Genomic DNA, 23,930 nt, shown 5'->3' with positions numbered 1-23,930 from the left:
AATGTAGATCAATTGCGCATCGATTGCTAGCCTTGCCTCCCCATCTTTGGTCGGAAATTCCCCGTTACGACGGCAGCATGTCCCTGCTCACTCCTCCAATCCTCGGTAGAGCTTCTGGATGCTGGAGAAGTCCAGGCCGCCATTGCCCTGCGCGGCATGCAGCGCATAGAGATTGCGCGCCTGGGAACCCATCGGTACCGTCGACTTCGACTTCAAGGCCAGCTCCCAGGCCAGGCCCAGATCCTTGGCCATCAGATCGGTGAGAAAACCGCCCTGGTAGTTGTTGGAAGCCGGCGCCTTTTCCATCACTCCCGGCCAGGGATTGTAGACGTTGAGCGCCCAGTTGCCGCCGCTGCTCTGCTTGATGATCTCGGACAGCACCGCCGGATCGAGGCCATTCCTGACCCCCAGGGCCAGTGCCTCGGCGGTGCCGCTCATCAGGATACCGAGCAGCATGTTGTTGCAGATCTTGGCGACCTGACCGGCACCGATGTCACCGGCGTGGAAGACGTTCTTGCCCATGCCTTCGAGCACCGGCTTCGCCTCGGCAAACCCCTCGCTCGAGCCACCGACGATGAAGGTCAAGGTACCGGCCTTGGCACCACCGACCCCTCCCGACACCGGCGCATCCAGGTAGGTCAGACCCCGCTCGGCGGCCCGCAGGCCCACCAGGCGGGTATCATCCGGGGCGATGGTCGAGGCATCGATGATCAGTGGCTTGCCCTCAAGCCGATCGAGTAAGCCCGGCGCGTCGTCGTCTCCCAGGTACAACTGCCGCACATGCTGGCCGGCAGGTAGCATCGAGATCACCACTTCGGCCCCGGAAGCGGCATGTTCAGCGCTGTTGGCGCGGTGGGCGCCCTCGGCTTCGAGTGCCTGCATGGCACTTTCCACCAGATCGAAGACGCTGACCTGGTGGCCAGCCTTGATCAGGTTGGTGGCCATGGGGGCTCCCATATTGCCCAGACCGATAAAGGCGATTTGCATAGCGGACTCCTGTGTAGCGTTATTGTTGGTAAGGATGAGGCATGACACTCAGAGGTCGTGCAGCGGATGCTCGTCCGGAGACCACAAGGGCGCCAGCATGGCCTCGATATCGGCCTCCGGCACCGCCGCGACACTGACATGCGACCAGCGCGGATTCTTGTCCTTGTCGATCAGCAACGCCCTGACCCCCTCGACCAGATCGCCCCGTCGGCAACACTGCACCGACAGCGTCAGCTCGTCGCGGAAGGCGTCGGCCAGGCTGCCATGACGGTGTCGCGCAAGCATTCGCCATACCAGTTGCGCCGTCAGCGGACACCCCACCTCGAGCCGCGCACGATTGGCCACGAGCCACTCATCGTCGCTGCGGTCGGCCAGGATGCGCCGCGTCGCCGTGGCGGCATCGGCACAGGCCGTGAGCGACTGAATATGATCGAGACGCGGCCATACCTGAGCGGCCGGGGCAATCTCGCGATTCTCGAAACGGTTCAGCACGCCATGCACTCCCGAGTGAAGGTCGCATAGGCTTCGCGATCCATAATCGGCTTCTTCCAGTGCGCCCAGCAGCGCCTCGCGACGGTCACGTGGCACGATGCGATCGGCTAGCCCCAGGTCGAGGGCATCGCGGGCATTGAGCTGGGCGCCGGTCAACCCCAGATAAGCCCCGACTCCCGGCGGCATGCGATTGAGAAACCAGCTCGCGCCGATGTCCGGATACAAGCCGATAGTGATCTCGGGCATGGCGATACGGCTGGTCTCGGTCGCCAGGCGGTGTCCACCGCCGGCCATCAGCCCCAGCCCACCGCCCATGACGATCCCGTCAGCCCATACCAGCAGCGGCTTGGGATAGCGATGGATCCGGTAATCGAGGCGATATTCCGCGGCGAAGTACGTCTCGGGGAAGGCGTTGACCTCCTTGGCATCATCGGTCGTGGCGCGATACAAGGCGACGACGTCGCCGCCGGCGCAGAACGCCTTGTCGCCGGCGCCTTCCAGCCACACGGCCACCACGTTGCGATCCGCCGCCCAGTTCTTCAGTTTGACGTCGAGTTGCTGGATCATTTCCAGCGACAGGGCATTGAGTGTCTTCGGGGCATTGAGAGTGGCTATCCCGATATAGCCACCGTCGCGGGTCGGCAGTTCATCGAAGCGTACGGCAAGTCCTGACATTCACAGGTCTCCTTGTGATAGCGGTGCACCCATTACTACTGTGACTCGTTACTGCAGTGACTCGATCATGCCATCGGTAAACAGGCGGCGTGCGACGATCACGCGCATGATCTCGTTGGTTCCCTCGAGAATCTGGTGCACCCGTGTATCGCGCACCAGGCGCTCGAGTGGATACTCCTTGATATAACCGTAGCCGCCATGTAGCTGCAGGGCCTCGTTGCAGACCTGAAAGCCCATGTCCGTGGCGATGCGCTTGGCCATGGCACAATGAGCGGTGGCCTCGGGGTCGCCCTGGTCCAGCCGCCAGGCGGCCTGGCGTACCATCCAGCGGGCCGCGGTCAGCTCGGTCGCCATGTCGGCCATCTTGAACTGCAAAGCCTGGAAGCTGGCCAGCTCCCGACCGAATTGACGACGCTCGCGCAGATAGTCGCGCGATAGCGTCAGTGCCTGCTGGGCCGCCCCCAGCGAGCAACTGGCGATGTTCAGCCGCCCCCCGTCGAGGCCCTTCATGGCTATCTTGAAGCCCTCTCCTTCCTCGCCGAGGCGATTACCGGCCGGTACCCGGACGCCGTCGAAGCTGACCAGGCGTGTCGGCTGACTCTTCCAGCCCATCTTGTCCTCGTTCTTGCCGTATTCGATGCCGGGGCTGTCGGCGGCAATCAGAAACGTCGAAACCCCCGCCGCACCGCTGTCCGCCGCGCCGGTGCGAGCCATCACCACCAGCATGTCGGTGGCTCCGGCGCCGGAGATGAACATCTTCGAGCCGCTGAGCACATACTCGTCACCCTCTCGCACCGCCTTGGTCCGCAGGTTGGCGGCGTCCGACCCCGAGCCCGGCTCGGTCAGGCAGTAGGAGGCCAACAGCTCACCGCTGATCAGCCGTGCCAACCAGGTCTCGCGCAGTGCCTCGCTCCCCCAGTTGGCGACCATCCAACTTGCCATGTTGTGAATGGTCAGATACGCCGTGGTCGAAATGCAGCCTTGTGCGAGCTGCTCGAAAATCAATGCGGCATCGAGACGCGATAACCCCAACCCACCACGGTCTTCGGGAATGTAGATCCCCAGGAAGCCCGCTTCACCGGCCCGCTTGATGACATCCACGGGAAAGTGAGACTCGGCATCCCACCGCGCGGCGTGCTCGACGAGTTCGGCACGGGAGAAATCCGCTGCCGCCTGCTGCAGCGCTCGCTGATCGTCTGATAGGGAAAAATCCATGTCGGTCTCCTCTCTCGCCTTGAGCGGACGGCACGCCCGCAAGCGATCGTTCATGGCAGGGGCCAACAGGGCCATCCTGCGTAAGGACTGGTTTCGATGCCACCAACCTAGCACTTGCTTGGTTCGGGGCAAGTCAGCCCTTGGTCTACAGGCACTTTACGTAAACGTCAACTACAACTAGGCTGGAAGGCACGATTGGGATCGGAGATCATTCCTTTCTCGTCCCGGCCTCGTAAAGGAATTCCGCCATGAACGACCCCACCCGGGAAGCCATGCTGACCGATGCGCCATCACCGGCACGGCAACGTCGCACCTACTCGATCGGCGAACTGGCCAAGTTGTTCGAAGTCACACCGCGCACCATCCGCTTCTACGAGCAGGAAGGCCTGCTGGAACCGGAACGGCGCGGACAGACTCGAATCTACCACGACAAGGACCGCGTCCGGCTCAAGCTCACCCTGCGCGGCAAGCGACTGGGGTTCTCGCTGGCGGAAATTCGTGAAGTCATCGAACTCTACGACGCCATGCCCGACGGCAATGCCCGACAGTTGCAACGCCTGCTGGAGATTCTCGCCGAGAAGCGCGCCAACATGGAGCGTCAGCTCGAGGACATCCGCCTGATGCAACGTGAACTCGATGATGTGGAAATACGCTGCCAGGAGGCGCTCGATAACCTGCGCCGACAACCATCGCGTTGAAGGACGGCCGACCATGTCTCTCAGCGTGTCGCTCACCATCCGCTATCGACCGACAACAAGATGAGAAACACCATGCCACGCCAGAACTCACCCTATGACAGCTCTCCGCACGCCCCTCGCAACAGCTATGTCAGCGGCATCAGCGATACCCCGCTGAAGGGCCAGACCATTGGTGAATGCTTCGACGAAACGGTCGAGCGCTTTCCCGAGCGCGACGCCTTGCTCAGCCTGCAGCAGAACCTGCGCTATCGCTGGCGTGAACTGCAGACGGCTGTCAACGAGGCTGCCCGGGCCCTGCTGGCGGTGGGAGTGAAGAAAGGCGACCGGGTCGGCATCTGGTCGCCCAATTGTGCCGAATGGGCCATCACCCAGTTCGCCACCGCCAAGATCGGTGCCATCCTGGTCAACATCAACCCCAGTTACCGCACCCACGAGCTGGAATATGCACTCAAGCAGTCCGGCACCTCGACACTGATCCTGCAAGGCGCCTTCAAGGCCTCCGACTACGTGGCGATGGTGGCGGAACTGGTCCCCGAACTCACCCAGCAGCGTGCGCATGGGCTCTCCTGCTCACGCCTGCCTTCTCTCGAGCGGGTGATCTGCCTGGATGCCGCTCGCGCCCTGCCCGGCATGCTGACCTGGCAGGCACTGCTCGAGCGCGCCGACGAAGTCGAGGCCGCGCGCCTGGCCGAACTGCAGGCCAGCCTGCAGTTCGACGAGCCGATCAACATCCAGTACACCTCCGGCACCACCGGGGCGCCCAAGGGCGCCACCCTGTCGCATCACAACATCCTCAACAACGGTTTCTTCGTCGCCCGTACCATGGGATTCTCCGAGCAGGACCGGCTGGTGATCCCGGTACCGCTGTATCACTGCTTCGGCATGGTGATGGGCAACCTGGGCTGCATGACGCATGGCGCGGCCATGATCTATCCCGGCGACGGTTTCGACCCGGAGGCGACCCTGCAGGCCGTTGCCGACGAGAAGGCGACAGCCCTGTATGGCGTACCGACCATGTTCATCGCCGAACTCGAACACCCGCGCTTCCAGGAGTTCGACCTCTCCACGCTGCGCACCGGCGTCATGGCCGGCTCCATCTGCCCCATCGAGGTGATGCGCCAGGTCATCGACAAGATGCACATGGATGGCGTGACCATCTGCTATGGCATGACCGAAACCAGCCCGGTGAGCTTCCAGACCCAGATGGACGCGCCGCTCGACAAGCGTGTAACCACGGTGGGCACCATCCACCCCCACCTGGAAGTCAAGCTGGTCGACCCGTCTACCGGCGCCGTGGTCCCACGCGGCGAGAAAGGCGAGCTGTGCACCCGTGGTTACAGCGTGATGCTCGGCTACTGGGAAAACCAGGAGGCCACTGCCACGTCCATCGATGCCGCCGGCTGGATGCACACCGGGGATCTCGCGACCATGGACGACGACGGCTATGTGGCCATTGTGGGGCGCATCAAGGACATGATCATCCGCGGCGGCGAGAACATCTACCCGCGCGAGATCGAGGACTTCCTCTACACCCACCCGGCGATCTCCGATGTCCAGGTGATCGGCGTACCCGACGAGAAATATGGCGAGGAAATCATGGCGTGGGTCAAGCTCAGCGACGGCGAAACCCTCGACGCCGAGGAACTGAAGGAATTCTGCAAGGGCAAGATCGCCCATTACAAGATCCCGCGCTACGTGAAGTTCGTCGACGCCTTTCCGATGACCGTCACCGGCAAGGTCCAGAAATTCAAGATGCGTGAGGAAGCCACCCACGAGTTAGGGCTTTGACGGCAGCTTCGAGCTTCGAGCTTCGAGCTTCGAGCTTCGAGCTTCGAGCTTCGAGCTTCGAGCTTCGAGCTTCGAGCTTCGAGCTTCGAGCTTCGAGCTTCGAGCTTCGAGCAGGGATTGTGATGGCTGGTTGCCTTTATGGCTAGCATGCTCGCGGCCCGTAGCCCGTAGCCCGTAGCCCGTAGCCCGTAGCCCATAATAACTAGCCGAGCAGCGCCCGTATCACCTTCTTGACCCGTTCGAGGCCGCTCTCCAGGACGGCTTCGATCTCGGCCATGGTGATCTCGGTATCGACCACGCCGGCGGCGGGATTGACCACCAGCGCCAGGCAGGCATAGGGAATCTCCAACTCCCTGGCCAACACGGCCTCCGGCATTCCGGTCATGCCCACCAGGGAACAGCCGTCGCGAGCCATGCGGGCGATCTCGGCGGCGGTTTCCAAGCGAGGGCCTTGGGTACAGCCATAGACGCCCCCATCCACCATCGCTTCACCGGCCTGTTGCGCGGCCATCAACAGCGTCTGGCGCGACTCAGCGTCATAGGGCCAGGAAAAGTCGATATGCGCCAGTGGCTTGAAGCGACCATCGAAGTACGTCGATTCACGACCGATGGTGTAATCGATCACCTGATCCGGCACCACCAACGCGCCAGGCACCAGTTCGGGATCGATCCCGCCCACGGCATTGATACCGACGATGCGCGATGCGCCGGCCTGCTTGAGCGCCCATAGGTTGGCCCGGTAATTGACCCGGTGCGGCGGCAGCTTGTGCGGCTGACCGTGGCGCGGCAGAAACAGCACCTCATGGCCATTCAATACCCCCTCGATGACCCCACACGATGCCGCCCCCAGCGGTGTCTCGGCACCATGTCGCCGAATGATCTCCAGGCCCTCCATTTCGGCCAAGCCGGTACCGCCGATAATCGCCAGCATACTGAAGCTCCCTGTTTGCACCACGAATAGCTTGCGTTCGGTACCCTACAACCCCTTGGGGGCGAAGATACCCGGCGCATTACGCCAGTAGCCCTTGTAGTCCATGCCGAACCCGAACACGTAACGGTCGGCGACCTCCAGGCTGCAGTAGTCGGCCTTGAGCCCCGGCACGGCCTTGCGATCATGGCGCTTGTCGACCAGTACCGCAGTGGAAATGCTCGCTGCCCCGGCCTCGCGACAATAGTCGAGAATGGCGGCGAGCGTCGTCCCCTCGTCGAGGATGTCATCGACGATCACCACATGACGCCCGGCCATGGGAATCTCCGGCGACACCCGCCAGAACAGTTGACCGCCACGCAAGCCGCCGCGATAACGGGTGGCGTGAAGATAGTCGACCTCGAGAGGGAAACCCAGTCGCGTCAAGAGGTGGCCGGTGGTAATCAGGCCACCATTCATCACGCAATAGAACACTGGCAACTTGTCACCCAGATGGGCGGTAATTTCCTCGGCCATGCGATCGAGCGCACGCTCGACCTCGGTCTGGGAAATCAAGCAGTCGGCGTGCTCCATGACACCACGCATCGTGGTCAGCGATTCATGGAACTGGGGATCGAGTTTAGGCATGGAATCCATCATCAACAGCAGATCAGGTGGAGGAAGGGTGGCCAGCCAGCGCTTCCATATGGGCATGCACGCGGCGCCAGCGTGACAGCGCCGCCAAGGCATCGAGCTGGGGGCGAGCGCGCCCATAGCGCAGCTTGGCGTGGCGCTTGCTGGCGCGTCCTTGGCAAGCGATCACGGCGGCCAATGCTGCGTCGCGATCATTGCATACCAGCACCATGTCGCAGCCGGCGTTCAATGCCGCCAGGGCACGGCTGGCGGGGTCCCCCGCCAGCGCGGCGCCGGCCATGGACAAGTCGTCGGAAAAGATCGCTCCCTTGAATCCCAGGTCCTCACGTAGAAAACCCAGCCAACTGGGAGAAAAACCGGCCGGCCGGTCATCGAAGGCCGAATACACCACATGCGCCGGCATCACGCCATCCAGGCGCGAGGCCAACTCGGTGAAGGGCACCAGGTCATGGTGACGCAGGTCATCGAGGGGCCGTGGATCGACCGGGAGTTCCAGGTGTGAGTCGGCGGCCACCCCGCCATGGCCCGGAAAATGCTTGCCCACCGCCACCATGCCGGCCTCGTGCAGGCCCGCGATGAACGCGCCCCCCAACACCGCCACGGCCCGGGGGTCCGCGGAGAAACTGCGATCGCCAATCACCGTCGACGCACCGCCGTCGACATCCAGTACCGGGGCGAAGGTCAGGTCCAGGCCACAGGCAGCCATTTCCATGCCCAGCAGCCAACCGGCGTCCTGGCAGCGTTGCACGGCAGCATGCGGGTCATCGTCATAGCCCTGGGCCAGGCGACGCATGGCCGGCAGACGCGTCACGCCCTCACGCAGGCGCTGGACCCGACCGCCCTCCTGATCGATGGCCAACAGCAGGTCGGGACGCAAGCGGCGCAAGGACGCGCACAGTGCCTGCACCTGAGCGGCACTTTCGATGTTGCGAGCGAAAAGGATTACGCCACCCACCTCGGGGTGCTGGAGCAACTCACGCTCCGCACGCTTGAGGCTGGGCCCCTCCAGATCGAGCATCACCGGGCCGAGAGGTTGGGTCATGGTCTGCTTCCTTGGCTTTGAAGGAGGGAGATTCTAGCGCCCGGCACAGCGGCACTCAATCGTGCACCCATACCGGCGTGCCTGGCACCGCCAGGGAAAAGACCTCGAGCAAGGCATCGTCACGCAACCGAATGCAGCCGTGCGAAGCCGCCATTCCCATCGGCTCGCCGGGAGGGGTGCCATGCAGGTAAATATAGCGTCGTTGAGAGTCACGGTCGCCGCCTCGGTTGATGCCCCGCTCGAGACCGCACAGCCACAGGATACGGGTCAGGATCCAGTCTCGCTCGGGATGGGCCGCTGCCAGCGTCTCATCGAAGATCTCGCCGGTGGGTCGCCGTCCGCGGAACACCGTGCCACGCGGCAGGCCGTCGCCGATCGCGGCCCGCACGTAGTGCCAGCCAAGCGGTGTCTGACCACTGCCCTCGCGTTGCCCCGCCCCCGCACGGCCACTGGATATGGCATGCTGCCCCACCCTCTCCTCGCCCCGCCACATGACCAGACATTGGCGACTGAGGTCGATCTCCACCCATGGGGCATCGCGCGGCGGCAATTCGGCAAGCCTCGGCGTGTGCATCGTCTCACCCCGCTGCCGGCAGCATATCGCCACTCGACGCCGGTATCGGAGCATTCATCCCGGCCACCACCACTGGCCGCAGACGGCGAATCAGGTCGCGCACACTGACATGCTCGCCATAATCCTGCTCGGCGATATCACGCAAGGCGTCGAGCCCCGACAAGGTAAAGATCACCGTACCCAGCATGAAGTGCAGGCGCCAGAAGCGTTCAGCATCGGGCAGATCCGGGGTGGCCTGGCGTACCAACCCGGTGAAACGGGTGAAGACACTGCCGTAGTGTTCCTGAATATAGCGTCGCAGGTGACCCTGCGCTTGACTGTAGGCCAACCCCAGGAGCTTCATGAAGACCTTGAGGCTGTTGCGTTCGGCAGGCACCTCCAGCACGCAGCGCGCCATGGTCTCGAGCAGTTCTTCCAGGGGGATGACCTCCCCTTCGTATTTGGCCTCGAGCTCATCGAGTGCGGTGTGAAAACGTTCGGTGAAAGGATCCAGATAACGCGCGAACACTGCCTGGATAAGCGACTTCTTGGAGCCGAAATGATAGTTCACCGCCGCCAGGTTGACCTTGGCCTTGCTGGTAATATTGCGCAGTGAGGTCTCGGCGAAGCCACGCTCGGCAAACAGTACTTCGGCGGTATCGAGAATCCGCGTCACGGTATCGGTCTGGGCCATCGGCTAGCCTCTTGCTTATCTATAAACATCTGTTTTAAACATTGTAGAGTTTACGCTGCATTGCCGATTGTCACAATCCGCCCCGTTTAAAACGAAGCTGCGTATGTGCAAATGACCATTACTGGATGTAAACACATGCTGTATACTTGAACAAATCCCAACATCGAAGCGGAGGCCGCATGACCCGCCCTCTCACGCCACGCCAGCAGAACGTCTACGACTTCATCGTCAAGACCATGCATGAGCTGGGTTATCCCCCGACCCGAGCCGAGATCGCCAGGGCGCTGGGATTCCGTTCGCCCAATGCCGCCGAAGAACACCTGCGCGCCCTCAACAAGAAGGGAGTGATCCGCATGGTTGCCGGCACCTCTCGCGGTATTCGCCTGGCCAGCCAGGAGAACGAGAGCGGCGGCGACGAGACCGATACCGCGAACGCCAATGGCTTGCCTATCGTTGGCGATGTGGCGGCGGGAAGCCCGATCCTGGCCGCAGAGCATATCGACCGCCATTGCCCTCTCTCGCCGGACTTCTTCACCCCGCGGGCCGACTACCTGCTACGGGTGCGCGGCCTGTCGATGCAGGATATCGGCATCCTCGAAGGAGACCTGTTGGCCGTGCATCGCACCAACCGCGTGCGTGACGGCCAGATCGTCGTGGCGCGCCTGGAGGATGACGTCACCGTCAAGCGCTTCAAGCGCCAAGGTCACAGGGTGTGGCTGATCGCCGAGAATACCGAGTTCGCGCCGATCGAGATCGACCTGCGCCATCAGGCACTGGAAATCGAAGGGATCGGTGTGGGCGTGATTCGCGGTGGCAATGGCCAAGCCCTCAACTAGCGCGACTGTCGCTGTCCGCCATGAACACGAGGAAGATCCTGCATGCCGACTGCGATTGCTTTTATGCCGCAGTCGAGATGCGTGACAACCCGGCACTGCGCGAAGTGCCGCTGGCCATCGGTGGCAGCGTCGAGCGACGCGGCGTCGTCGCCACCTGCAACTACCCGGCACGCGCTTACGGAGTGCGCTCGGCGATGCCCACCGCCCGCGCCCTGCGTCTATGTCCCGAGCTGGTCCTGCTGCCGGGCGACTTCGACCGATATCGGGCGGTATCCCGGCAAATCCAGGCCATCTTCGCCGAACTCACCCCCCTCGTGGAGCCCCTCTCCCTGGATGAAGCCTTCCTCGACGTCAGCAACGTCGATCGCTTTCAAGGCAGCGCCACCTGGATGGCACGCTGGCTGAAGGAGGAGACGCTACGGCGCACCGGCATCACCATCTCCGTGGGTGCGGCCCCCTCCAAGTTTCTCGCCAAGATCGCCAGCGACTGGAACAAACCCGATGGACTGTTCGTGATCGCTCCCGATCAGGTCGATGACTTCGTGCGCCGGTTGCCGGTGAAGCGTCTGCATGGAGTGGGCCCCTCCACCGCCGCCAAGCTCGATGCCATGGGCATCACGACCTGCGAAGACCTGCGTGCCTGGTCCCTCGAGTCGCTGATCACCCGCTTCGGCAAGTTCGGCCAGCGGCTCCACGAACTCTCGCACGGCATCGACGACCGCGAGGTCAAGGTCGAGCATGAGCGCAAGTCGGTGAGTGTCGAGACCACCTTCGAGCGTGACCTGCCCGATCTCGAGGCCTGCAAGGACGCACTGACACCGCTCGTCGAGCGCCTCGAGACACGCCTGCAACAGCATGGTCATCCGTCCCTGGACAAACTGTTCGTCAAGGTCCGTTTCGACGATTTCAGCCTGACCACGCTGGAGACCAGCGGACACGCCACCAGTCGCGAAAGCTTTGTATTGCTGCTCGCCCAGGCCTGGCAACGCGCCAGACGGCCAGTGCGCCTGCTCGGCGTAGGCGTTCGCCTGGTGTCTCGCGATGCACGGCGTCAATTGACGTTGCCGCTGTCATCGCAGTAAAGGAAGCTGTCATTTGGTGTCGATATAGCGGTGGCGATTGAAGGTCGCGACCCAGTGCGGGTAATACACCAGCAGCAAGCTCAACAACATGCCGGTGATAAAGGCCTCGGACGGCATCAGCAGCGGCAGGAAGAGCGCATACTCGCGGATCATGAACAGCACCTGAGCATCGACGGCCGCCAGCCACACGATGACGACCATCGTCAGACCGCTAGCCAGCGTGGCCATCGCACTACCGAAGAACCCGCACACGAACAGGAAGACCGGCAAATTGTCGGGCAGATACCGATCCACCAGACGCCAGACCACGACCATGACCATGGCCGGCACCACGCCGCTGATCAGCAGATTGACCCCCAGCATCGGCCACGCCACCCTGCCGATCGCTACCATGGCCAGGTTCACCGTCAGGTTGATCGATAGTGCCAACGGTGCCTTGAACACCAACGTGAGCAGCGCCGTGAACATCAGATGCAGACTCAACCAGTCCACCGCCTGAGCCCGGAGTTGCCACAACAGCATGACCGCCACCCCGGCGGCCATCAGACGATGCTGCAGGGCATGGTTCGCGGCCAGAAGCCGCCATGGCCGCCGGCTCATTGCCAGCCCCAAGGTCACCAGACTCAACAAGGCGCATACCCCCAACATCCAGGGCGCCAGCACCACCTCGGAGAAGGTCATGACGGACAACTCGAGCTTAGGCGAAGACCACGGTCTTATTACCGTGAATCAGGACGCGGTCCTGCAGATGCCAGCGTAGGCCGCGTGCCAGCACCGACTTCTCCACGTCACGCCCGAAACGCACCAGGTCATCGGCAGTATGGCAATGGCTGACACGGTGAATATCCTGCTCGATGATCGGTCCCGCATCGAGCTCCTGAGTGACATAGTGACAGGTGGCTCCGATCAGCTTGACGCCACGCTCATAGGCCTGATGGTAGGGTTTGGCACCGGCGAAGGACGGCAGGAAACTGTGATGGATGTTGATCACTCGCCCAGCATGGCGCTCGCAGAGTCCGGGCGGCAGGATTTGCATGTAGCGAGCCAGCACGATGGTATCGGCTTCGGCTGACTCGATCAGACTCTCCACCTTGGCGAATGCTGCCGACTTGTCATCGGCCTCCACGGGAACATGGTGATAGGGAATGCCATGCCATTCGACCAATGCTCGCATATCGTCGTGATTGGAAATCACGCAGGGGATATCGCAATCGAGTTCTCTAGCCGTCCAGCGGTACAACAGATCCACCAGACAATGGCTGGCCTTGGAAACCATCAGTACCACCCGTGGACGCCTGGCAGTATCGGTCAGTGCCCAGTCCATGCTGAACTCTGCGGCAATCGGCGCGAAGGCACGCCGTAGCGCTTCGGCATCCAGCGCCACGGAGTCGGCCAGGATCTCATAGCGCATGAAAAAGCGGCCGGTAGCCAGGTCGGAGTGCTGGTTCGCTTCGGTGATCGAGCCGCCTTGACTGGCGATGAAACCAGAGACACGCGCCACGATACCCACACGATCAGGACAGGACACCACTAGACGATAATAATGTGACATCGCATAACCGCTGAAGGAATGGAGAGGGGCCATTAGTGTAGCGAATTCGGCAGTGTCGGGACATGCGCGTCAGGGACATGCGTTGTGCCCCCTCCCCCCCTTCCCGTATGATGACACCCTCGTTCACAGGCCCGTGCCGACCATGTTGCAACCCCGCGTACAGATTCGTCCCCGCCGCCACCCTCCCTTGCATTTCCTGCCGCTGGGCGGCTGCGGAGAGATCGGCATGAACCTCAATCTGTATGGCTACGATGGGCACTGGATCGCCGTCGATTGCGGCATGATGATTCGTCAGGACCTACCCGACAGCCCCCTACAGGTGCCTAACCTGTCGAGTCTCGGCCCTTTGGGAATTGTCCCGCGCGCCTTGATCATTACCCATGGCCATGAAGACCATATCGGAGCCGCGGCTTGGCTGTGGCCCCACTGGGGTTGTCCCATTCATGCCACGCCACTGGCCGCCGGTCTGCTGCGCGCCAAATTCCATGACCGCGGTCTGGCCACCGACGCCATCCAGATCATCGAGCCCGGCGAAGCGCTGGAATGCGCTCCCTTCACCTTGCGCTTCCTGCCGCTGACACACTCGATACCCGAGAGCTGCGCTCTGCTTATCGCCACTCCCCATCACCGGGTGCTGCATACCGGTGACTGGAAACTGGATCCGGAGCCACTGATCGGCCCCCCGATCGATGAGGAAACCTTTCGTGCCCTGGCCCCCGTCGACCTGCTCGTCGGCGATTCCACCAATGCCCCATCTTCAGGTCACTCACGCAGCGAAGGCGAGGTGGCACGGGCGCTGGAACGCACTTTGGCCGCGTGCCCAGGCCGCGTCATCGTGACCTGCTTCGCCAGCAACCTGGCGCGGGTATTGGCTGCGGCGCGGGCCGCAACGCAATGTGGCCGGCGCGTCAGCCTGATGGGGAGATCCATGGAACGCATGGTGGGTATCGCCCGTGGCCTGGGTTATCTGGATGACCTCCCGCCACTGGTACCTGTCCGCGACCTGGGCTACCTCCCCCCACAAGAGGTGCTGGTGATCGCTACCGGAAGCCAGGGTGAACCCCGGGCCGCCCTGTCACGGCTCGCACAAGGCAGTCACCCTCATTTTGAACTAATGGCGGATGACACGGTGATATTTTCTGCCAAGGCCATTCCCGGTAACGAGCATTTGATCAGGCGCCTGCAGCACAGCCTCAAGCGTCTGGGCGTCACGCTCTACGATGAGCAGCGACATCCCGAGCTTCATGCTTCGGGGCATCCGGCACAAGACGAACTCCATACCTTCTATGAGTGGGTCAAACCACGTCATCTATTGCCGGTACATGGTGAATATCGCCACCAGCAGGCCCACTGCGCACTGGCCGAAAGCCGCGGCATTCATGCGCCCCTGATACCGGTCAATGGCGACATGATCCGTTTCGACCATGAGGGCCTAACGTGCGAAGTCCGCCATCCTCAACCCCCCTGCATTGTCAGCCAGGATGCCGTGGCCCCCTTACCCGCTCTTGCCAACGCCAATGACCACCGTAACGAGCGGCATGGCAACATCTTTCTCGCCCTGCCAGTGGCTCCTCTCGAGCGGGGATGGACACGTATCGGGCGCCTATTGCTCGATTCCAGCGCCTCCACCACCTTGGATGAAGACGCCTTCTCCGATTGGCTCGATGAACGATTGGCCAACCTGTCGGCGGAAAGCCTTATCGAGCTACGCCACCAACTGCATCCTCCGCTGATGCAGTACCTGACGCAGCGCCTACGGCATATGCCAGCGGTACACCTGCACCTTCTGGCAGCCGAACCTCCTTGATGACAATCCGGCCACGGCTGTTACCGTGATAACCAAGAAAAAAGCGGACTCAAGTCCGCTTTTTCCGGTGAATGTGACACCGGCTCACGTCAGGACTTGCTGGCATTCTTCGGTGGCCGACCACGGCGACGCTTGGGCTGTTCGGAAACCAAGTCATCCAATGACAAGCCGGCATCATTGATCGCTTCGCGAATTTCCGCCAGCTTGCGCTCCTTGAGTGCCTCCTCTTCCTGGCGCTGTTTTTCTTCTTCCTGCTTCTGTTCGATGACTTCACCAATCACTTCCGCCAGCTTGTGCAACTGTTCCATGCTGAGCTGACGTGCCGCGGCACGGGCGACGTTCTTGTTGCGAGCGATGCGTTCCAAGGTTTCGGAAGACATTGGCCTCCTCCATTCTGAGGGTCGGGAAAAAGGGGGTACTACAGTTTTATCGTAAAAAGTATATGTATCTATACCAACTTGGCAAGAAAATCACATCAATAACTTGCCCCACAACGACGATCCACTTCGAACGAAAAGAACGGAAAGCCAAAGGTATGGGGTTGGCATATCGCCCGCAAACCGACTTGGATCAATAATAGCATAGCCACCCATTGCCTTCTCTGACCAGAAGAATATGGTTGTTCGCGGCTGCCAAAAGACACTTTCCTGACTAACAATATAGATAGCATGCGACACTCGAACCGCGTTGGCTCGAGTGCAAAAACGCCCTTATCGGGCAAGCATGGACAAGAAGGGAAACGACTAACAGCCAGCAGGGAAGCCATCTGCAAGCGGCCCCGGACACCGCCGGGGCATTGCCGAGGAAATATCCTCAACCACCAGTCATGTTCATGAAACGCACCACCTGAACGTCACCATCGGTGGTGAAGTGATGGCGTTCGGGTTTGAGCGGCATTGCCTCTATGATCGCCGTCTTGAGCGCCTCCATGTCGCCAGGATGATGACGCAGGACGGCACGAAGATCCACTGAGTGTTCATTGCCCAGGCACAGCAACAAGCGCCCTTCCACCGTGACTCGCACACGATTGCAGGTCGAACAGAAGTTATGGCTATGTGGCGAAATGAAGCCGACCCGAGTCTCGCTATCGGGCATGCGGAAATACCGCGATGGCCCCAGCGTCGTTTCGGTAGTTGGCAGCAACGCATGACGCTGCTCGATGATCGACTGCACCTCGTCGCTGGAACAATAGGTTTCGGCACGTGAGTGGTCGGACACGTCACCCAGCGGCATTTCTTCGATGAAACTGATATCCAGCCCCTCGCCACGGGCAAATTCGACCAGGTCGAGTACTTCACCATCGTTGCGGTTCTTCAGGATCACCGCGTTGAGCTTGATACGCTCGAAACCAGCTGAGCGAGCGGCGCGAATCCCCGCAATCACCTTGTTCAGATCGCCGGTACGAGTCAGCTGGCGGAACTTGTCGGCGTCCAGCGAATCCAGGCTGATATTGAGACGCCTGAGACCACCATCGCGTAGCGCCTGGGCATGCTTGACCAATCCAGCTCCATTGGTGGTCATGGCGAAATCCTTGAGCCCCGGTAACGTGCCGATCTCACCGACCAGTTGCTCGATGCCACGTCGCACCAGAGGCTCGCCTCCCGTCAAGCGTACCTTTTCCACTCCCAGTTCGGTGAAAGCCCGAGCGACCATCGCCAATTCTTCCAGGGTCAATACCTGTGCCCGTGGCAAGAAGGTCATGTCTTCGCTCATACAATAGACACAACGAAAATCGCAGCGGTCGGTGACCGAGATGCGCACATAGCGCACCCGGCGATCGAAATCGTCGATCAGGGTTGTCATGATTCCTCCCAGCGCCTGACGTCTTGATGATCGCTTGCTCGCTCGGACACCCAATACTGGCCCGTGGCGGTATGTTCTTTCTTCCAGAAAGGAGCGCGGGTCTTGAGGTAGTCCATGATGAAGTCACATGCCTCGAAGGCCGCCCGGCGATGCTCACTGGCGACCACCACCAGCACGATCGGGTCTCCCGGCACCAAGCGCCCAACCCGATGGATAAGACGCACCCCCTGTAGCGGCCAACGAGCCTCGGCTTCCTCGACGATATCACCCAGAGCCGACTCGGTCATGCCGGGATAATGCTCCAGGGTCAGCGCTTCGACTTCGGGGCGCTCGTTGAAATCGCGCACCAAGCCAGTGAAACTCACCACCGCCCCAATATCGCGGCGCCCACCGACCAGAGCCTGCTGTTCTCGTCCCGGGTCGAAACTTTCGTGCTGCACGCGAATCATCGTCAACCTCCCGTGACCGGAGGGAAGAACGCCACTTCATCGTCGGCAGTCAGTGGTGTGACATCGCTACCCATGACTTGATTGACGGCGCACAGCGTGCGCGAATCATCGAGCTTGGCAAAACGCACGTCCTGCTCCTTCAATGCGGCCTTCAAGCCAGCCACGTTCTGCGACGCCAGGCTATCGAAGGGTACGTCCAGATCACTCACCCCGAGGCGTTCGCGCAATTCAGCCAGGCATTTGACACGCACGCACGGCACCAAGGGACGCAATCCCACGCTCACCTCACCGCTGCGACATTCAGCGGCGACGATCGGCGCCTCCTCCACAACGCGATGGTAGTCGCCCGACTTGCCACCCGTCTTGGAGTCCAGTTGGATGGCGCCGATCTGCATGTCCTTGTCGACCGCCTTGCACATGTCATAGAGCGTCAGACAGGCTACCGACACCGCCGTCAATGCCTCCATTTCCACCCCGGTGCGACCATTCAGGCGACAGGTGGCGGTAACTTCCACCCGCGAGGCCTCCTCGTCGAGACGAAAGTCGATCGCCACCTTGGACAGCGCCAGGGCATGGCACAGCGGAATCAGTTCATGGGTACGCTTGGCCGCCTGAATCCCGGCGATTCGGGCAGTCGCCAACACGTCACCCTTGGGCAGACCGCCTTCGGAGAGCAGCGCCAACGTGCTGGGGTGCATGGCGATGTGACCGCTGGCCACCGCTTCGCGTCGGCTCTCCGACTTGTCGGCGACATCCACCATATGGGCTTCACCGCGGGTATTGAGATGGGTCAGGCTCATGTCAGTTCACCAAAGGGTTGCACGATCACAGGCTCTTCGGGCGCGACGCCGTCGCGGTCGGCCGTGATCTCGATAAGACAGTTGGCAGCGACCATCGACGACAGGATCCCCGAGCCCTGGCGACCGGTGCTGCGCACCCAGAGCTGTCCCTTGTCATCAGCATGATAGACACCACGCAGGAAGTCCACGCGTCCACGGCGGCTCGCCAGGGGCGCCTCGGCCAATGCCGTCAGCCGCCGTGGCGACCAGTTCGCCTCACCCTGCAGATGACGCAACATGGGCTGCACGAACTGCAGGAAGGTCACCATGACCGCCACCGGGTTGCCGGGCAGGCCAAAGAAGGGCACCTGGCGAAGCCCCAGGCGACCGAAGGCCAGCGGCCGGCCGGGACGCATGGCAATGCGCCAGAAGCCGAGATCACCACTGTCGGCCAGGGCTGGCCGGATCCAATCGGCCTGCCCCACCGATACGCCACCACTGGTGATCACCATATCGGCCTGTCGGGCGGCCGCCTCGAGTGCGGCCTGGATGCTGGCCCGATCATCGGGGAGGATGCCCAGGTCGCGAATCTCGCAGCCCAGCCCGGTCAACAGGCCACGCAATGAAAAACGGTTGGCATCGAAGATACCGGCACGGTCCAGAGCCTCACCGGGTGCCGTGACTTCATCGCCGGTGGAGAATATCGCCACCAACGGGCGGCGCTGGACCTTCGCCCCCGCCACCCCCAGCGATGCCAGCAAGCCCAGATGCTGGGGCCTCAGCCGTGTGCCACGTGCCAACACGAGACTGCCGCGTGCGATGTCCTCGCCTGCCCGGCGCACGTTCTGGCCACGGCGAACCGTCTCCGCACGCTCGATCGCCACCCACTCCTGCCCCTCTCGGGACGTTTCCTGCAGTTGCTCACGCATGATGACCGTATCGGTGTCCGGCGGTAGCGGCGCCCCGGTGGTAATCGCCACGGCACAGCCCGGCGCCACCGGCTCCGGGCGATGATGGCCGGCCAGCACCTCGCCCACCAGCCGCCATTGCGTGACAGGCGTCGCCTCGCCATCCGGCCAGGCGAGTGCGATACCGTCCATGGCGGCATTGGTATTCTGGGGAACGTCGATCAACGCGTGAATGTCCTCGGCCAGCACGCGTCCCGGTAGCGCCTCCAGTGCCAGAGACTCACTTTCCAGCATCGTCGGCGTGAAGCCCCTCAATGCCGCCAGGGCCTCGTCCACCGACAGCATCCGCTCACCGAGATCGAAGCAGGACAGGCTCATGGCTTCGCCTCCATGGGCCTGGGAGCCAGCCGCATACGAGGCCACCGCTCAGGCCAGCCGGCGATCCAGTCGGCCAGGCCTGCGACATCATCGAGGTCGAGCGATTCGACACCGTGCGGCAACACCAGCGCGCTATTACTGGCCACGGCACGCACCCAGGGATCCTGCGGTGCCAGCAACGGCTTGCCGAGCGCTTCACGATGGAGTTCCAGCTTGGGCAGTGGCCACGCCTTGAAGCCCTCGACCAGTACCAGGTCAGGCGCCAGTGGGCGCAACTGCTCGACCATCGCCATCAGATCCGGCTCATCCTGATCCGGGGTCTCCATCATCAGCGCGAAGCGTGCTCTCGAGGCGACGAGCATCGGGCTGGCACCGGCCTGGCGCAGACGATGGCTATCCTTGCCGGGCTGGTCGACGTCGAAGCCATGATGGGCATGCTTGATCACCGCGACCCGCAGGTGGCGCTCCCTTAGCCGTGGCAGCAAGGCCTCGAGCAAGGTCGTCTTGCCGGTGCCACTCCAGGCGGCGATGCCCAGTAGCGGCAATGGTTCGTTGTCGAGCATCGGGGACGACTGCATCATGATTTCAAGTATTGTTCGAGCCGAGCCTTGTCCTGCTCGGTATTGAGATTGGCAAAGGCCTGCGGACAATCGCTGAAATCCACATGACACCAGGCATGGCGTGCATACCAGCGGTCGATCTTGCGCTCCCCGGCGGCCAGGGCCTCACCGAGGTCCTCGACCAGGTCGCGACGGATCAACGCCACCACGGGATGGGCACGTTCGCCGTCATGCGCCACCGCGATAGCGTGCCCATCGTGCCCTGCCACCAACCTTGCCACGAGGTCCTCCGGGAGGGCCGGACTGTCGCAAGGCACCACCACCACCCACGGTGTCGTGGCCACCGACAGTCCGCTCCAGATGCCCATCAGCGGCCCCTGATAGCCTCCCTCGCGATCCCTGACCACCCGTGGTCCCAGACGCCGATACGCATCGAGGTGACGGTTGGCGTTGATCAGCACCTCGGCGACCTGTGGCTGCAGACGGCACAACACATGATCGATCAACGCCTGCCCGGCGAAAGGTTCCAGGCCCTTGTCACGACCGCCCATGCGCCGTCCTTGGCCACCGGCGAGAATCAGGCCGCTAATTTGCTCTGGGAGCATGACAACATCTCCGGACGCTATGAATAGGATAATACGGGCAACACCCCGGATTTGTCCAAGTGGTCAATTCGGCCCACTGCCCCAAGTCTAGCCTACCTCAAGGCGGCCTCTCGCTCACAGCGCCAAGCGACTGAATCAAGACGAAAGTTTTCCCGGTTGCGACAAGCCGGTATGATGATGTCAAAGATCTTCAACAACGATGACAAAGGCTGATTGATGAGCGGATTCGACGTCGGTAGCCGGCTCAAGTACCTGCGCGTGCAGCGTGACCTTTCGCAGCGCGAGCTGGCCAAGCGTGCCGGAGTGACCAACAGCACCATCTCGTTGATCGAGCAGAACAGCGTCAGCCCCTCGGTCAGCTCCCTGAAGAAGATCCTCGATGCCTTGCCGGTATCGATCAGCGAGTTCTTCGCCGGCGAGCAGATCTCGCATGAGCAGGTCTTCTATCGCGCCGACGAACTCACCGAAATCGGCGATGGCGTGTTGTCCTGGCGCTTGATCGGCGCGCGACGCCCCAACCGCAGCATGTCGATCCTTCACGAACGCTACCCTCCCGGCGCCGATACCGGCGAAGACATGCTCGAGCACGACGGTGAGGAAGGTGGCATCATCATCTCCGGCACCATCGAACTCACCGTGGGCGGAGAAGTCCGGCTACTGACGACGGGCGACGCCTATTACTTCGACTCACGCCTGCCGCATCGCTTCCGCAACGTCAGCGACAGTGAGTGCATCATCGTCAGCGCCAATAACCCGCCCTCCTTCTCGGACGGCGGGAATGCCCAGCACCATGCCTGAAATCATCACGCAGCCATTGTCGTATTCGGCTTCGTTTCAAATGCCCCCAACGTCGACGGTGCAAGGGGCAGGATTCACGCCACGATCTACTTATCGAGTACCAAAGATCTTGTCACCGGCATCGCCCAACCCGGGAACGATGTAACCATTCTCATCCAGGTGATCGTCGATGGCGGCGGTGTAGATCTCGACCTCCGGATAGGCCTCCTGAACGCGATTGATGCCCTCCGGTGCCGCAACCAGCACGATCACCTTCATTTGCGGACACCCGCGTGCCCTGAGCATGTCCAGCGTCGCCACCATCGAACCACCGGTCGCCAGCATCGGATCGATGACGATGGCCAGGCGCTCCTCGATGTCATTGGCGAACTTGGCGAAATACGGCACCGGCTGGAGGGTTTCCTCATCGCGATAAAGCCCCACCACGCTGATGCGTGCACTGGGGATCAGATCGGTGACGCCGTCGAGCATACCGAGGCCGGCACGCAGGATCGGCACCACGGTAACCTTCTTGCCCTTGAGTTGCTCCACCGGAACCTGCTCGCCGCTCCAGCCTTCCACACTCGAGGCCTCGACCTCGAGATCCTGGGTCGCCTCGTAGGTCAACAGCTTGGCCACTTCCCCGGCGAGCTCACGAAAGCTCTTGGTGCTGATATCCGCGGCACGCATCAGCCCCAGCTTGTGTTTGACCAGGGGATGGTTGATGGCATGAACACTCATGGCTGACGGCCCTCGATTCTATAGACGGTACGCTGCTCTCTCGCCGGAATCGCCGGCGATGGCGGGCAACAAATTGCGCGCTATTCTAGCCTGATCGGGCATTCAGGTTAAGCCGCCGCGCGAGCAGGGCATATTCACGGGAGCCTGCCCTGACTCAACCGGCTCGGCCGGCAATTGCCAGTCGATGGCTCCGCGCTCATGCTCGGCCAGGAACGTATTGGCGCGGGAAAAGTGGTGGTTGCCGAAGAAGCCACGGTGAGCCGACAACGGCGACGGGTGCGGCGACTCAAGCACCAGGTGGCGCCGAGTGTCCACCAGCGCCTTTTTCTGTCGAGCATGGCTGCCCCATAGCAGGAATACCGTAGGCAGACCCTGCTCGCTGACGGCGGCAATGGCGCGGTCGGTAAAGGCTTCCCAGCCTTTGCCGCGATGGGAGCCGGCATTCCCCTGCGCCACCGTCAGGGAGGTGTTGAGCAACAACACCCCTTGGCGCGCCCAGCTCTCCAGGAACCCATGATTCACGGGGGTAAACCCCACGTCCTGGGCCAGTTCCTTGTAGATATTCTGCAATGACGGCGGCGCCGGCACGCCGGGTCGCACCGAGAAACACAGGCCATGGGCCTGATTCGGCCCGTGATAGGGGTCCTGCCCCAGAATCACCACCCGCACCTGGTCGAGCGGCGTCAGCTCGAAGGCACGAAACCAGTGCGAAGAATGCGGATAGATGACCTTGCGTGCGGCTTTCTCTCGCACGAGAAACTCGCGCAACTCCTGCATGTAGGGCGCGTCGAACTCGGCACCCAGGTAGCGGTTCCAGCTATCGGGAAGCGGTGAGTCATGCATTGCTGAGTCCTTGGGAAATGAGTCCTTAAGGAGTCTGACTGCGAACCTGGTCGACCAGCGGCTCGACATAGGCAATCCCCATGTCCCAGGGAAACTGTATCCAGCAATCCTGGGCCACCTCGGTCAGGCACTGGTCGACCAGCGGCCGGCCTTCCGGCTTGGCGTAGACGGTGACGAAATGGGCCTTGGGCAACATGTCACGAACGACGCGAGCGGTCTTGCCGGTATCCACCAGGTCATCGACCAGCAACCAACCGGCGCCGTCATGCTCGACGCCCTTCATCACTTCCAGACCGCCTTGATCCATGTGCTCGTAGCTCTTGATACAGACGGTGTCGATCAGCCGCACATTGAGTTCACGGGCGATCAAGGCAGCGGGGATCAGCCCACCACGAGTGATGGCGAGGATACCCTGGAAGTCACGCTCCACCAGCTTGTGGCACAGGGCTCGCACATCGCGATGCAGCTGGTCCCAGGAGACGGTGAAGTGCTGCTGATAACGGTTGGCACTCATGGTAACGATACCGATAGCGAAATGATGGGGAAGACGAGGGTCACTCGTCTTCGGTAAAGGAACACACGGCGAAGACGCCATAGCCGGCATCACGGATCTTCTGCGCCCCGCCAAGCTCAGGGAGCTCGATGATGGTGGCGGTTTCCACCACCTCGCCACCGGTGCGCGAGATCAGCTTGGCGGCGGCCAGCATGGTTCCCCCGGTGGCAATCAGATCGTCCATGATCAGGATGCGATCGTTCTCGCGAAAGGCATCGGAGTGAAGCTCCACCTCGGCCTGCCCGTATTCCAGGGTATAGGTCTCGCTGATGGTCTTGAATGGCAGTTTGCCTTTCTTGCGCACCGGAACGAAGCTACAGCCCAGTTCATAGGCCACCGGCGCCCCGATGATGAAACCCCGCGCATCGATGGCGGCGATGGCATCCAGTTCCATCTCCTGGTAACGATGCACGAAGCTGTCGATCAGCTTGCGAAAGGCGCCTCTGTTCTGCAGTAGCGGCGTGATGTCGCGGAAGTTGACCCCCGGCTGTGGCCAGTCGGGGACGGTGCGTATGACAGACTTGATGTAATCGCCGTAAATGCTCATCTAAG

The 23,930-nt window shown here is 61.9% G+C and carries 27 protein-coding genes; 6 read left to right on the top strand and 21 right to left on the bottom strand.

Features of this window, described 5'->3' with window-relative positions; genetic code table 11:
* Nucleotides 1-87: 87 nt before the first annotated feature.
* From mmsB to ACFOEV_RS16200, 3 genes are read right to left on the bottom strand one after another with little or no spacing between them, the layout of a single operon-like run.
* Nucleotides 88-987 (bottom strand): 3-hydroxyisobutyrate dehydrogenase, encoded by a 900-nt coding sequence (gene mmsB, locus ACFOEV_RS16210; RefSeq protein WP_386775802.1) that lies wholly within the window; start codon nucleotides 985-987, stop codon nucleotides 88-90.
* A gap of 48 nt (nucleotides 988-1,035) precedes the next feature.
* A complete protein-coding gene (locus ACFOEV_RS16205) occupies nucleotides 1,036-2,154 on the bottom strand; it encodes an enoyl-CoA hydratase/isomerase family protein (protein WP_386775800.1) in 1,119 nt (372 codons plus the stop codon).
* A 48-nt stretch (nucleotides 2,155-2,202) separates the two neighbouring features.
* Entirely contained in the window at nucleotides 2,203-3,369 is a 1,167-nt protein-coding gene (locus tag ACFOEV_RS16200; protein WP_386775798.1) for an acyl-CoA dehydrogenase family protein, read from the bottom strand.
* Between the two features lie 248 nt (nucleotides 3,370-3,617).
* On the opposite strand from ACFOEV_RS16200, the gene ACFOEV_RS16195 reads away from it, so the two are divergent.
* Nucleotides 3,618-4,067, top strand: coding sequence for a MerR family transcriptional regulator (locus ACFOEV_RS16195; RefSeq protein WP_386775796.1), 450 nt, complete (start codon nucleotides 3,618-3,620; stop codon nucleotides 4,065-4,067).
* A gap of 72 nt (nucleotides 4,068-4,139) precedes the next feature.
* Nucleotides 4,140-5,855: an AMP-binding protein gene (locus tag ACFOEV_RS16190; protein ID WP_386775794.1), complete on the top strand. Its 1,716-nt coding sequence runs from the start codon at nucleotides 4,140-4,142 to the stop codon at nucleotides 5,853-5,855.
* A 202-nt stretch (nucleotides 5,856-6,057) separates the two neighbouring features.
* On the opposite strand, the gene ACFOEV_RS16185 is transcribed toward ACFOEV_RS16190, so the two are convergent.
* Genes ACFOEV_RS16185 through ACFOEV_RS16165 form a run of 5 tightly spaced genes read right to left on the bottom strand, consistent with a single transcriptional unit; the run spans nucleotide 6,058 to nucleotide 9,705 of the window.
* Nucleotides 6,058-6,786 (bottom strand): S-methyl-5'-thioinosine phosphorylase, encoded by a 729-nt coding sequence (locus ACFOEV_RS16185; RefSeq protein WP_386775792.1) that lies wholly within the window; start codon nucleotides 6,784-6,786, stop codon nucleotides 6,058-6,060.
* Between the two features lie 45 nt (nucleotides 6,787-6,831).
* A complete protein-coding gene (locus ACFOEV_RS16180; RefSeq protein WP_386775790.1) occupies nucleotides 6,832-7,410 on the bottom strand; it encodes a hypoxanthine-guanine phosphoribosyltransferase in 579 nt (192 codons plus the stop codon).
* Nucleotides 7,411-7,432: 22 nt separating this feature from the next.
* Nucleotides 7,433-8,458 (bottom strand): beta-N-acetylhexosaminidase, encoded by a 1,026-nt coding sequence (gene nagZ / locus ACFOEV_RS16175; protein WP_386775788.1) that lies wholly within the window; start codon nucleotides 8,456-8,458, stop codon nucleotides 7,433-7,435.
* 55 nt (nucleotides 8,459-8,513) lie between these two features.
* A complete protein-coding gene (locus tag ACFOEV_RS16170) occupies nucleotides 8,514-9,032 on the bottom strand; it encodes a L,D-transpeptidase family protein (RefSeq protein WP_386775786.1) in 519 nt (172 codons plus the stop codon).
* Nucleotides 9,033-9,036: 4 nt separating this feature from the next.
* Nucleotides 9,037-9,705, bottom strand: a complete 669-nt coding sequence (locus ACFOEV_RS16165) for a TetR/AcrR family transcriptional regulator (protein ID WP_386775784.1) — start codon at nucleotides 9,703-9,705, stop codon at nucleotides 9,037-9,039.
* 179 nt (nucleotides 9,706-9,884) lie between these two features.
* Between ACFOEV_RS16165 and lexA the strand changes: the two genes are divergently transcribed.
* Both lexA and dinB read left to right on the top strand, forming a co-directional pair.
* On the top strand, nucleotides 9,885-10,541 hold the full coding sequence (lexA, locus tag ACFOEV_RS16160; RefSeq protein ID WP_386775782.1) for a transcriptional repressor LexA: 657 nt from the start codon (nucleotides 9,885-9,887) through the stop codon (nucleotides 10,539-10,541).
* Between the two features lie 20 nt (nucleotides 10,542-10,561).
* Nucleotides 10,562-11,623 (top strand): DNA polymerase IV, encoded by a 1,062-nt coding sequence (gene dinB, locus ACFOEV_RS16155; RefSeq protein WP_386775780.1) that lies wholly within the window; start codon nucleotides 10,562-10,564, stop codon nucleotides 11,621-11,623.
* 9 nt (nucleotides 11,624-11,632) lie between these two features.
* On the opposite strand, the gene ACFOEV_RS16150 is transcribed toward dinB, so the two are convergent.
* Both ACFOEV_RS16150 and purU read right to left on the bottom strand, forming a co-directional pair.
* The gene (locus tag ACFOEV_RS16150; RefSeq protein ID WP_386775778.1) at nucleotides 11,633-12,304 is read right to left on the bottom strand and encodes an energy-coupling factor ABC transporter permease; all 672 of its coding nucleotides are present in this window, start codon (nucleotides 12,302-12,304) and stop codon (nucleotides 11,633-11,635) included.
* A gap of 16 nt (nucleotides 12,305-12,320) precedes the next feature.
* A complete protein-coding gene (gene purU, locus ACFOEV_RS16145; protein ID WP_386775776.1) occupies nucleotides 12,321-13,175 on the bottom strand; it encodes a formyltetrahydrofolate deformylase in 855 nt (284 codons plus the stop codon).
* A 226-nt stretch (nucleotides 13,176-13,401) separates the two neighbouring features.
* On the opposite strand from purU, the gene ACFOEV_RS16140 reads away from it, so the two are divergent.
* Nucleotides 13,402-14,982, top strand: a complete 1,581-nt coding sequence (locus tag ACFOEV_RS16140) for a ribonuclease J (protein ID WP_386776322.1) — start codon at nucleotides 13,402-13,404, stop codon at nucleotides 14,980-14,982.
* A gap of 89 nt (nucleotides 14,983-15,071) precedes the next feature.
* Here ACFOEV_RS16140 and ACFOEV_RS16135 read toward each other — a convergent pair whose 3' ends face one another.
* From ACFOEV_RS16135 to mobA, 7 genes are all read right to left on the bottom strand, one after another.
* Nucleotides 15,072-15,362 carry an H-NS family histone-like protein gene (locus tag ACFOEV_RS16135; protein WP_386775774.1) on the bottom strand — a complete coding sequence of 97 codons (291 nt, stop codon included), beginning with the start codon at nucleotides 15,360-15,362 and terminating at the stop codon, nucleotides 15,072-15,074.
* A 433-nt stretch (nucleotides 15,363-15,795) separates the two neighbouring features.
* Nucleotides 15,796-16,788 carry a GTP 3',8-cyclase MoaA gene (moaA, locus tag ACFOEV_RS16130; RefSeq protein ID WP_386776321.1) on the bottom strand — a complete coding sequence of 331 codons (993 nt, stop codon included), beginning with the start codon at nucleotides 16,786-16,788 and terminating at the stop codon, nucleotides 15,796-15,798.
* Nucleotides 16,782-17,234 carry a molybdopterin synthase catalytic subunit MoaE gene (gene moaE, locus ACFOEV_RS16125; protein ID WP_386775772.1) on the bottom strand — a complete coding sequence of 151 codons (453 nt, stop codon included), beginning with the start codon at nucleotides 17,232-17,234 and terminating at the stop codon, nucleotides 16,782-16,784. The genes moaA and moaE overlap by 7 nt, the downstream gene beginning before the upstream one ends.
* 2 nt (nucleotides 17,235-17,236) lie before the next feature.
* Nucleotides 17,237-18,034 (bottom strand): cyclic pyranopterin monophosphate synthase MoaC, encoded by a 798-nt coding sequence (gene moaC / locus ACFOEV_RS16120; RefSeq protein WP_386775770.1) that lies wholly within the window; start codon nucleotides 18,032-18,034, stop codon nucleotides 17,237-17,239.
* Entirely contained in the window at nucleotides 18,031-19,299 is a 1,269-nt protein-coding gene (gene moeA / locus ACFOEV_RS16115) for a molybdopterin molybdotransferase MoeA (protein WP_386775768.1), read from the bottom strand. The genes moaC and moeA overlap by 4 nt, the downstream gene beginning before the upstream one ends.
* Nucleotides 19,296-19,880 carry a molybdopterin-guanine dinucleotide biosynthesis protein B gene (mobB, locus tag ACFOEV_RS16110; protein WP_386775766.1) on the bottom strand — a complete coding sequence of 195 codons (585 nt, stop codon included), beginning with the start codon at nucleotides 19,878-19,880 and terminating at the stop codon, nucleotides 19,296-19,298. Before mobB ends, moeA begins: the two co-directional genes overlap by 4 nt.
* The gene (gene mobA / locus ACFOEV_RS16105; protein WP_386775764.1) at nucleotides 19,877-20,464 is read right to left on the bottom strand and encodes a molybdenum cofactor guanylyltransferase MobA; all 588 of its coding nucleotides are present in this window, start codon (nucleotides 20,462-20,464) and stop codon (nucleotides 19,877-19,879) included. Before mobA ends, mobB begins: the two co-directional genes overlap by 4 nt.
* Nucleotides 20,465-20,680: 216 nt before the next feature.
* Between mobA and ACFOEV_RS16100 the strand changes: the two genes are divergently transcribed.
* Complete coding sequence (locus ACFOEV_RS16100) at nucleotides 20,681-21,262, top strand: cupin domain-containing protein (protein WP_386775762.1); 582 nt, start codon at nucleotides 20,681-20,683, stop codon at nucleotides 21,260-21,262.
* A 90-nt stretch (nucleotides 21,263-21,352) separates the two neighbouring features.
* On the opposite strand, the gene upp is transcribed toward ACFOEV_RS16100, so the two are convergent.
* The 4 genes from upp to ACFOEV_RS16080 form a co-directional block, all read right to left on the bottom strand.
* Nucleotides 21,353-21,982, bottom strand: a complete 630-nt coding sequence (upp, locus tag ACFOEV_RS16095; protein ID WP_386775760.1) for a uracil phosphoribosyltransferase — start codon at nucleotides 21,980-21,982, stop codon at nucleotides 21,353-21,355.
* 102 nt (nucleotides 21,983-22,084) lie between these two features.
* Complete coding sequence (ung, locus tag ACFOEV_RS16090; protein ID WP_386775758.1) at nucleotides 22,085-22,825, bottom strand: uracil-DNA glycosylase; 741 nt, start codon at nucleotides 22,823-22,825, stop codon at nucleotides 22,085-22,087.
* A 25-nt stretch (nucleotides 22,826-22,850) separates the two neighbouring features.
* On the bottom strand, nucleotides 22,851-23,339 hold the full coding sequence (gene gpt / locus ACFOEV_RS16085) for a xanthine phosphoribosyltransferase (RefSeq protein ID WP_386775756.1): 489 nt from the start codon (nucleotides 23,337-23,339) through the stop codon (nucleotides 22,851-22,853).
* 40 nt (nucleotides 23,340-23,379) lie between these two features.
* Entirely contained in the window at nucleotides 23,380-23,925 is a 546-nt protein-coding gene (locus ACFOEV_RS16080) for an adenine phosphoribosyltransferase (protein ID WP_386775754.1), read from the bottom strand.
* Between the last annotated feature and the right edge of the window lie 5 nt (nucleotides 23,926-23,930).

The sequence above is a fragment of the Litchfieldella rifensis genome, from assembly GCF_042646605.1.
In the GTDB taxonomy this organism is placed as follows: domain Bacteria; phylum Pseudomonadota; class Gammaproteobacteria; order Pseudomonadales; family Halomonadaceae; genus Litchfieldella; species Litchfieldella rifensis.
This window is presented reverse-complemented; position numbering and strand designations above follow the sequence as displayed.